Source organism: Amnimonas aquatica (assembly GCF_002943415.1).
GTDB lineage: Bacteria > Pseudomonadota > Gammaproteobacteria > Pseudomonadales > Moraxellaceae > Perlucidibaca > Perlucidibaca aquatica_A.
Genome location: NZ_PTQZ01000074.1, coordinates 1 through 7703 on the forward strand (window position 1 = coordinate 1; position 7703 = coordinate 7703).

Annotated in this window: 8 protein-coding genes; 3 read left to right on the plus strand and 5 right to left on the minus strand. The window is 69.9% G+C overall.

What is annotated here, in order from left to right:
* The first annotated feature begins 194 nt into the window (after positions 1–194).
* Complete coding sequence (locus tag C5O18_RS04460; protein ID WP_105191826.1) at positions 195–971, plus strand: YdcF family protein; 777 nt, start codon at positions 195–197, stop codon at positions 969–971.
* A gap of 74 nt (positions 972–1045) precedes the next feature.
* Positions 1046–1372: a hypothetical protein gene (locus C5O18_RS04465; RefSeq protein WP_105191828.1), complete on the plus strand. Its 327-nt coding sequence runs from the start codon at positions 1046–1048 to the stop codon at positions 1370–1372.
* Between the two features lie 94 nt (positions 1373–1466).
* Here the strand turns inward: C5O18_RS04465 and C5O18_RS04470 are convergent, their stop codons facing one another.
* The gene (locus tag C5O18_RS04470; RefSeq protein ID WP_105191830.1) at positions 1467–2405 is read right to left on the minus strand and encodes a TIGR01777 family oxidoreductase; all 939 of its coding nucleotides are present in this window, start codon (positions 2403–2405) and stop codon (positions 1467–1469) included.
* A 124-nt stretch (positions 2406–2529) separates the two neighbouring features.
* Here C5O18_RS04470 and C5O18_RS04475 point away from each other — a divergent pair, with 124 nt between their 5' ends.
* On the plus strand, positions 2530–3594 hold the full coding sequence (locus C5O18_RS04475) for a CobW family GTP-binding protein (RefSeq protein WP_105191832.1): 1065 nt from the start codon (positions 2530–2532) through the stop codon (positions 3592–3594).
* Here the strand turns inward: C5O18_RS04475 and lnt are convergent.
* The 4 genes from lnt to C5O18_RS04495 form a co-directional block, all read right to left on the minus strand.
* Positions 3547–5058 carry an apolipoprotein N-acyltransferase gene (lnt, locus tag C5O18_RS04480; RefSeq protein ID WP_146089205.1) on the minus strand — a complete coding sequence of 504 codons (1512 nt, stop codon included), beginning with the start codon at positions 5056–5058 and terminating at the stop codon, positions 3547–3549. The genes C5O18_RS04475 and lnt overlap by 48 nt on opposite strands.
* A gap of 68 nt (positions 5059–5126) precedes the next feature.
* Complete coding sequence (locus tag C5O18_RS04485; protein ID WP_105191837.1) at positions 5127–5975, minus strand: HlyC/CorC family transporter; 849 nt, start codon at positions 5973–5975, stop codon at positions 5127–5129.
* Positions 5976–5987: 12 nt separating this feature from the next.
* Positions 5988–6548 carry an rRNA maturation RNase YbeY gene (gene ybeY, locus C5O18_RS04490; RefSeq protein ID WP_206389725.1) on the minus strand — a complete coding sequence of 187 codons (561 nt, stop codon included), beginning with the start codon at positions 6546–6548 and terminating at the stop codon, positions 5988–5990.
* Complete coding sequence (locus tag C5O18_RS04495; protein WP_241146737.1) at positions 6545–7606, minus strand: PhoH family protein; 1062 nt, start codon at positions 7604–7606, stop codon at positions 6545–6547. Before C5O18_RS04495 ends, ybeY begins: the two co-directional genes overlap by 4 nt.
* Positions 7607–7703: the final 97 nt, after the last annotated feature.

Below are 7703 nucleotides of genomic sequence, written 5' to 3' on the forward strand. Positions count from 1 at the left end.
CTGATCAGCCTGGGCTACGCCTGGCAGCAGCATGCACAGCCGCGCCAGGCGCCGACCTTCACCCCGGAGCTGTGAGGGGCGGTATCGCGCCGAGCGCGTGATGCGGAAGAGCGCCGGCCTCGTGCCGGCGCTTTTTCGTCTGCGCGGCCGGCATCTGCGGTAAGGTAGCCGGTCGCGATGTATCGGAGTCCCGCATGTTCTCGACCCAGCTCGTTCATCTCCTGCTGCTGCCGCCAGGACTGCAGTGCCTGCTCGGCGTGGCGGCGCTGGTGCTGTTCTGGCGCGGCCGGCGACGTCTCGCCACCGGGCTGGCGGTGCTGGCGCTGGCCTCGCTGTACCTGCTGGCCTCCCCGGTCGGTTCGGGCTGGCTGGCGCGCTCGCTGGAGGACCGGGTCATGCCGCTGCGCGATCCCGGCCAGCTGCCGGCGGCCGGCTACCAGGCCATCGTGGTGCTGGGTGGCGGGCGTCTGCCGCAGGCGCCGGAGTACGAAGGCCGCGATGTGGTCAGCGCCGAGATGCTCGTGCGTCTGCGCTATGCCGCGCACGTGCAGCGGCAGTCCGGACTGCCGCTGCTGGTCACCGGCGGTGTCGCCGAGGGCAGCGACCGTGGCAGCCGTCCCGCCGAGGCCGAGCTGATGGCGGAAAGCCTGCGCAATGACTTCGGCGTGCCGGTGCGCTGGCTTGAACCGTTCTCGCGCACCACGCGCGAGAACGCCGAGATGAGCGCGGACATGCTGCATGCCCAGGGCATCACGCATGTCGTGCTGGTCAGTCATGCCTGGCACCTGCGCCGTGCCGCCCGCGTGTTCGAGCGCGCCGGCTTCAGCGTGCTGCCGGCGCCGACCCGTTTCAGCGCCGATGCATCGGCGCTGACCTTCATCGAGCGCTGGACGCCCCAGCACGACAGCCTGGGCATGAGCCGGCGAGCGCTGCACGAGTGGCTGGGCATGGCGCGGGATGCGGTATTCTGAGCATCACAGGTCAGCGCACCGGCCGCCGGCGCGTTGGCCCTGATCGAGGCAGGCAAATCGTCAGGGAGAGGAACATGGCATTCACCACGGTCATCATGGAGAACCCGCAGACGGGCGCGCAGAAGCCGGCGCCGGTCGGCCTGTCGTGGACAGTGCTGTTCTTCGGCTTCCTGCCGCCGCTGTTCCGCGGCGACATCAAGTGGGGGCTGATCATCCTGGCGTTCTGGCTGTTCAGCGCCGGCCTGACCAACATCATCTTCATGTTTTTCTACAACAAGCTGTTCATCAAGGAGCTGCTGGCGGAGGGCTACCAGGCCCTGGTCATCGACGACCGCGAGCGCCAGCGCATCATCAACAACCTGGGGCTGAAACTGCCGGAAGTCGCTGGCGCGCCACGCTGATCGCATCAGCGCCGGACAAGGGCGGAGGGGGCCGGGGCGGAAAACTGTAGCGCTTTCTCAGCGTGTTTTCCGGCCCGGCCCCCTCCGCCCTTTTTCAACCGCGCCGCGACAGCGTCCAGCGCAGCGCATCCTCCAGCGTCGGATGCAGGAAGTTGTAGCGCAGCTGCAGCAGGCGGCTGGGCAGGGCGCGCTGGCTGTCCAGCAGCAGCGCCGACATGTCGCCCATGGTCAGGCGCAGCACCGAGGTCGGTACCCGCAGCAGGGCGGGGCGGCGCAGCAGGCCGGCCAGGGTCTGGGCGAACTCCGCGTTGGTGACCGGACGGGGTCCGGTGAGGTTGAACACGCCGCGCAGCTCGCGGTCGGTGAGCAGGCGCAGGATGACCTGCACCACATCGCTGAGCGATACCCAGGAGACATACTGCTCGCCGCTGCCCACCGGACCGCCGAGGCCGAGGCCGAACAGCGGCAGCAGCCGGCGCAGCAGGCCGCCGCCAGGGCCGATCACCACCCCCGTGCGCAGGATGCAGACACGCGTGCCCTCGGGTGCCGCGGCCAGCGCCGCCTTTTCCCAGTCATCGCAGAGCCGGTGGGTGTAGGCGCCGGTGTCGGCGGCGGCCTCTTCCTCGAGCAGGCGGTTGCCCTGATCACCGTACCAGCCCACGGCCGAGCCCGAGATCAGCACCGACGGCTTGTGGCGGGCGCGGCGCATCCAGTCGCCCAGCGACTCGGTGAGCACGATGCGGCTGGCATGCAGCTCGCGACGGCGCTGGGCCGTCCACGGCCGGTCGGCGATGCCTTCGCCGGCCAGGTTGATGACGGCATCGAAGGCCTCGTCGCGGCCCAGTTCGTCGAGCGAGCGGATCAGTCGCACCCGGCCGCGCGCGACCAGGCTGGCGTGGCGCGCCGCGGCGCGCTCAGGGTGGCGGGTCAGCAGGGTCAGACGGTCGCCCTGGTCCCGGTCATCGGCGCCGGCGAGCACGGGCACCAGCAGGCTGCCGATGAAGCCGGTGCCGCCGGTGATGAGGATGTCCATGCCTGCCTGCCTCGTGTCATGATCGCGTGGGCCTGCAGTCTAGCCGGCCGCCTTTTTCCTTGAACAGCCCCGACGGACGTCTGATCGCGCCCGCTGACGGGCCGCGCCGCAGATCGAGTCCGCCATGCCCCTGCTGACCCATGTCGTGACCGGCTTCCTGGGAGCCGGCAAGACCACCCTCATCACCGCGCTGCTGGCCGCGCGTCCGGCCGGGGAGCGCTGGGCCGTGCTGGTCAACGAGTTCGGCCAGATCGGCATCGACCAGGCTGCCTGGTCCGGCGACGATGTGTTCATCCGCGAGGTGCCCGGCGGCTGCATCTGCTGCGCGCAGAACCTGCCCATGCAGATCGCGCTGGGTCAGATCGCCGCCCGCACCGACTGCCAGCGGCTGATCATCGAGCCCACCGGGCTGGGTCATCCGGCGCAGATACTGGAGACGTTGCGCGAGCCGCACTGGCAGCCGCTGCTGACGGTCGGCGCCACCCTCTGCCTGATCGATGCGCGCCAGCTCGGCGACGAGCGGGTGACCGGCCACGAGACTTTCCGCGCCCAGGTCGAGGTCGCTGATGTGCTGGTGTTCAGCAAGGCCGACCTGCTCGCGGAGGATGACCGGCTGCGTGCGCAGGCGTTCGCTGACGGCTGCCTGCCGCCGAAGGCGCTGGTGGTGTTCGCGGCACCGGCGCAGGTCGATGCCGCCTGGCTGGATGTCGTGCCCCGCGCCGCCGGCCGGCAGCGCCGGTCGCTGCTGCGCCCGCCGGCCGGGCTCGCGGCCACGTCTGCCGGCGGTGGCGAAACTGGGCTGGGCCTGCGCGGGCTGGCGGCGGATGATGCGCCCGCCGTGGCGCCGGCCGATCCGCCCTACCATTATCACGAGCGTGTCGAGTCGCACGGCGCGGCGCACTGGATCGGCGGCTGGATCCTGCCGCCGGACTGGTGCTTCCGCCACGATGACCTGCTCACGCTGCTGCTGTCCTGGCGCGGGCTGGACCGCCTCAAGGGCGTGTTTCACACCGATCGCGGCTGGATCTTCTTCAATGCCACCGCGCAGGACCTTGCCATTCGCGGCAGCGAGTACCGCGCCGACAACCGCGTCGAGCTGATCGCTGCCGAAGCGCCCGACTGGGCGGATTGCGAGCAGGCCTTACTGGCGACCCTGGCGCCAGCCGAGGGCGACCAGCAGCAGGCATGACAGCAGCACCGGCGGCACGCCGAAGCGCTGCCAGGGCGTCAGCCCGGTGGCCGGATGGATCTCGCCGCGCAGCACCGTGCGCTGGAAGCGCGGCGCCTGCGCGACCACGTCGCCGGCATCGTCGATGATCGCGGTGATGCCGTTGTTGGTGCTGCGGATGATGTAGCGCCCGGTCTCGCGGGCGCGCATGCGCACCATCTGGAAGTGCTGGTCGGGGCCGATCGAGTGCCCGAACCAGCCGTCGTTGCTGACCGTGGCGAGGAAGGCGGTCTGTGCCGACAGGCGCTGCACCAGCGACGGGTAGGCGATCTCGTAGCAGATGAACGGCGCCATGGCGCGTCCCTTCACCAGCAGCGGCTGCTGCTGCCTCGGCCCCCAGGTGAAGCTGGACATGGGCAGGTCGAAGAAGGGGATGGTGCCGCGCAGCCAGTCCTCGAAGGGAATGTACTCGCCGATCGGCACCAGCTGCTGCTTGTGGTACAGGCCGAAGCCGTCACCCAGGGCGGCGATGCTGTTGTAGAAGTAGACGGCGGTCTGCTCCTTGTTCCAGGTCGCGAACGGCACGCCGGTGACGAAGGCCGTCTCGTGCTTCAGGGCCTGGTGGTCGAGCTCGGTGAGCACGTCCTTGGCTTCGTGCGCGAACATGGGAATGGCGGCCTCCGGCCAGAGCACGATATCGCGCCCCCACTCCTTCTCGCTGAGGTCGCGGTAGATCTGCACGGTCTTGTCGCGCCACTCCAGCGCCCACTTCGACTCCTGCGGGATATTGCCCTGCACCAGGCTGACGCTGACCGCCTCCTGGCGGTCGATCACGGTCCAGCGCAGCGGCTCCAGCAGGCCGCCGCCTATCCAGATCACTGCCAGCGCGAGGATGGCGCCCCAGGCGCGCTTGCCCTCGCGCCAGATGGCAAACAGCGCCACCGCGGTGATGCCGGCGCCGAGGCTGACGCCGTAGATGCCGGCCAGCGGCGCCCAGCCCGCCAGCGGCGTGTCGATGAAACCGTAGCCCAGCATCAGCCAGGGAAAGCCGGTGAGCACCCAGGAGCGCAGCCACTCGCCCAGCACCAGCAGCGCAGGCAGCGCCAGCCAGCCCAGGCGCTGCAGGCGCAGGCGGGAGAACAGCCAGCCCGCGGGCAGGAAGAACAGGGCCATGGTCAGCGCCACGATGGCGAGCAGGACCAGCGACAGCGGCAGCGAGGTGCCGCCGTAGTCGTGCATGGACACCAGCAGCCAGCTCGCGCCGTGTCCCCACAGGCCGACGCCGAAGGCGTAGCTGATGAGGGCCGCGCGGCGCGGCGCCTGGTCGCGCAGCAGTTCGGAGAACAGGCCCAGCGCCAGCAGCGATACCGGCCACCAGTCCAGCGGCGCCAGTCCCAGCGGCATGAGGGCGCCCAGCGCCAGCGCCAGCCAGGGGGCGGCGGGCGTGCGGCGCAGGGCGTCGAGCAGGGTCAGCAGGCGGTTCATGGCGGCGGGCATCCGTCAGGCGGAAACAGGGGGAGGGTTTGCGGGTCAGGCGGCGCGTCGGCGGCGGCTCACTTTCGGCGCTCGACGCGCAGCAGGCGGATGGTGCGCGAGTCGGCGGCGAGGATGGTGAAGCGCCAGCGCTCCAGCTCAATCTGCTCGCCGGTCTCGGGCAGGCGCTCGAAGGCATTGAGGATGATGCCGGCGATGGTGTCGAAGTCCTCGTCGCTGAAGCGGCTGCCGAAGTAGGCGTTGAAATCGGTGATCGGGGTCAGCGCCTGCACCACCCACTCGTCCGGGCCGGACTCGCGGATCGGCAGGTCTTCGTCGGCGTCGTCTTCGTCGTGCTCGTCGTCGATCTCGCCGACGATCTGCTCGAGCGCGTCCTCCAGCGTGACCAGACCGGCGATGCCGCCGTATTCGTTGACCACCACCGCCATGTGGCTCTTCTTGGCGCGGAACTCGCGGATCAGCTTGTCCAGGTGCGTCGATTCGGGCACGAAGAAGGCCGGGCGCAGGTGCTCGGTCAGCACCAGGTCGTCATCCGGTTCCAGCAGCAGCCTGAGCAGGTCCTTGGCGAACAGGATGCCCAGCACCTCGTCCGGGTTGTCCTCGGCGAGCACAGGGAAGCGCGAGTGCGCGGTCTCGATCAGCTCGGGCAGGATGTCCTTCAGCGACTGGCCGGCGCGGATGGTGAACATCTGCGCGCGCGGCACCATGATGTCGCGCACCTGGCGCTCGGAGACCTGCAGCGTGGATTCAATGATGCGCTGCGCCTCGACATCGAGCAGGCCGCTGGCGACCGCGTCGCGGATGGTCTCCACCAGCTCCTCGCGGGTGGTGATCTCGCCGCTCCATGCCTCGGTCAGCCGGCTGAACCAGGATTTCGGACTGTCGCCCGGTGATCGTCCTTCGCTCATCGCATCTCGTCCTTACTCGTGGCTGCCCGCGGGGCGGGCGGCATCGCTGTCGGCGCCGGCACCGGCGTCCTCGTCGTCATCATACGGGTTGTCCCAGCCCAGTTCAGCCAGGATGGCGATTTCCAGCGGCTCCATGACCGCGGCGTCCGCCGCCTCGATGTGGTCGTGGCCGGTCAGGTGCAGCACGCCGTGCACCACCATGTGCGCCCAGTGCGCCGCCAGCGGCTTGCCCTGTTCGGCGGCCTCGCGCGCCACCACCGGCGCGCAGATCACCAAGTCGCCGAGCGGACGCTGCGGCAGCTCGGCGAGCACTTCCTCGGGCAGTTCGGCGGGGAAGGACAGCACGTTGGTGGACTTGTCCTTGCCGCGGTAGTCGTGGTTGAGCTGCCGGCTCTCGGCCTCGCCGACCACGCGCACCGCCAGTTCGAGCTCGCCGGCGAGCGCCGGGTCGGTGGCCGCCAGCGCGGTCAGCGCGGCGTCGGCCCAGCGCGCAACGTCCTGTTCGCCGGGCACGCCGGCGAGCTCCGCGGAGGCCAGGTCATCGTCGACTTCCAGCCACAGGTCCAGGCTCATGGCGCATCGCCCGTGGCGTTGCCGGCCGTGGTGTCGCGCCGCTCGCGGCGGTCCTGCTGCGCCTGCTGCTCGCGGGCGGCATCGAAGGCCTCGTAAGCATCGACGATGCGCATGACCAGCGGATGACGCACCACGTCGCGGGTGGCGAAGCGGGTGATGTGTATGCCCTCGACCTGGTCGAGGATCTTCAGCGCCTGCGACAGGCCGGACTGGGTGCCGCGCGGCAGGTCGACCTGGGTGATGTCGCCGGTGATCACCGCCTTGGAGCCGTAGCCGAGGCGGGTCAGGAACATCTTCATCTGCTCGGGCGTGGTGTTCTGACCCTCGTCGAGGATGATGAAGGCATGGTTGAGCGTGCGCCCGCGCATGTAGGCCAGCGGCGCGACCTCGATCACCTGGCGCTCGATCAGCTTGGCCACGCGGTCGAAGCCGAGCATTTCGTAGAGCGCGTCGTAGAGCGGGCGCAGGTAGGGATTGATCTTCTCCGACAGGTCGCCGGGCAGGAAGCCGAGCTTCTCGCCGGCCTCCACCGCCGGGCGCACCAGCAGGATGCGGCGGATCAGGTCCTTTTCCAGCTGGTCGACCGCGCAGGCCACGGCGAGATAGGTCTTGCCGGTGCCGGCCGGGCCGACGCCGAAGCTGATGTCGTGGCTGAGGATCTGCTCGACGTAGCGGCGCTGGTTGTGGCCGCGCGGACGGATGGCGCCCTTGCGCGTGATCAGCACCGGGCCGTTGTCGCCGTCCGCGCCAGTGCCGGTCTGCGTGCCGGCGGCGTCCTGGCCGCTGGCGATCTGCAGCACCAGGTGCACGGTCTCCGGTGCCAGCTCGTGCTGGTCCTCGGTCTCGGCGTAGAGGCGCTGCAACACCTGCACTGCGGTGTCCACCGCCTGCGCGCCGCCGACGATCTGCAGGTCGTGCGCGCGCTGGTCTATGCGCACGCCCAGGCGCCGCTCGATCAGCTTGAGATGTTCGTGGAACTGGCCGCAGAGGAGGGAGAGCCGGCGTGGATCATGCGGCTCCAGATGCAGGGCGCGACGGGTCGCGGCAGGCGTGTTCAAGGGCGGTGCGGTCTCGCGATGGAAATTGTCCCGAGCATACCCCAAAGCCGTTCCAGCGTCAGGATCACCGGCCTCTTGCATGGTGACAAATGTCTGT

Bases quoted from the DNA above. Each gene is read 5' to 3' on its own strand.
- C5O18_RS04460 (WP_105191826.1), top strand. From the start codon at position 195: ATGTTCTCGACCCAGCTCGTTCATCTCCTGCTGCTGCCGCCAGGACTG.
- C5O18_RS04465 (WP_105191828.1), top strand. From the start codon at position 1,046: ATGGCATTCACCACGGTCATCATGGAGAACCCGCAGACGGGCGCGCAG.
- C5O18_RS04470 (WP_105191830.1), bottom strand. From the start codon at position 2,405: ATGGACATCCTCATCACCGGCGGCACCGGCTTCATCGGCAGCCTGCTG.
- C5O18_RS04475 (WP_105191832.1), top strand. From the start codon at position 2,530: ATGCCCCTGCTGACCCATGTCGTGACCGGCTTCCTGGGAGCCGGCAAG.
- lnt (WP_146089205.1), bottom strand. From the start codon at position 5,058: ATGAACCGCCTGCTGACCCTGCTCGACGCCCTGCGCCGCACGCCCGCC.
- C5O18_RS04485 (WP_105191837.1), bottom strand. From the start codon at position 5,975: ATGAGCGAAGGACGATCACCGGGCGACAGTCCGAAATCCTGGTTCAGC.
- ybeY (WP_206389725.1), bottom strand. From the start codon at position 6,548: ATGAGCCTGGACCTGTGGCTGGAAGTCGACGATGACCTGGCCTCCGCG.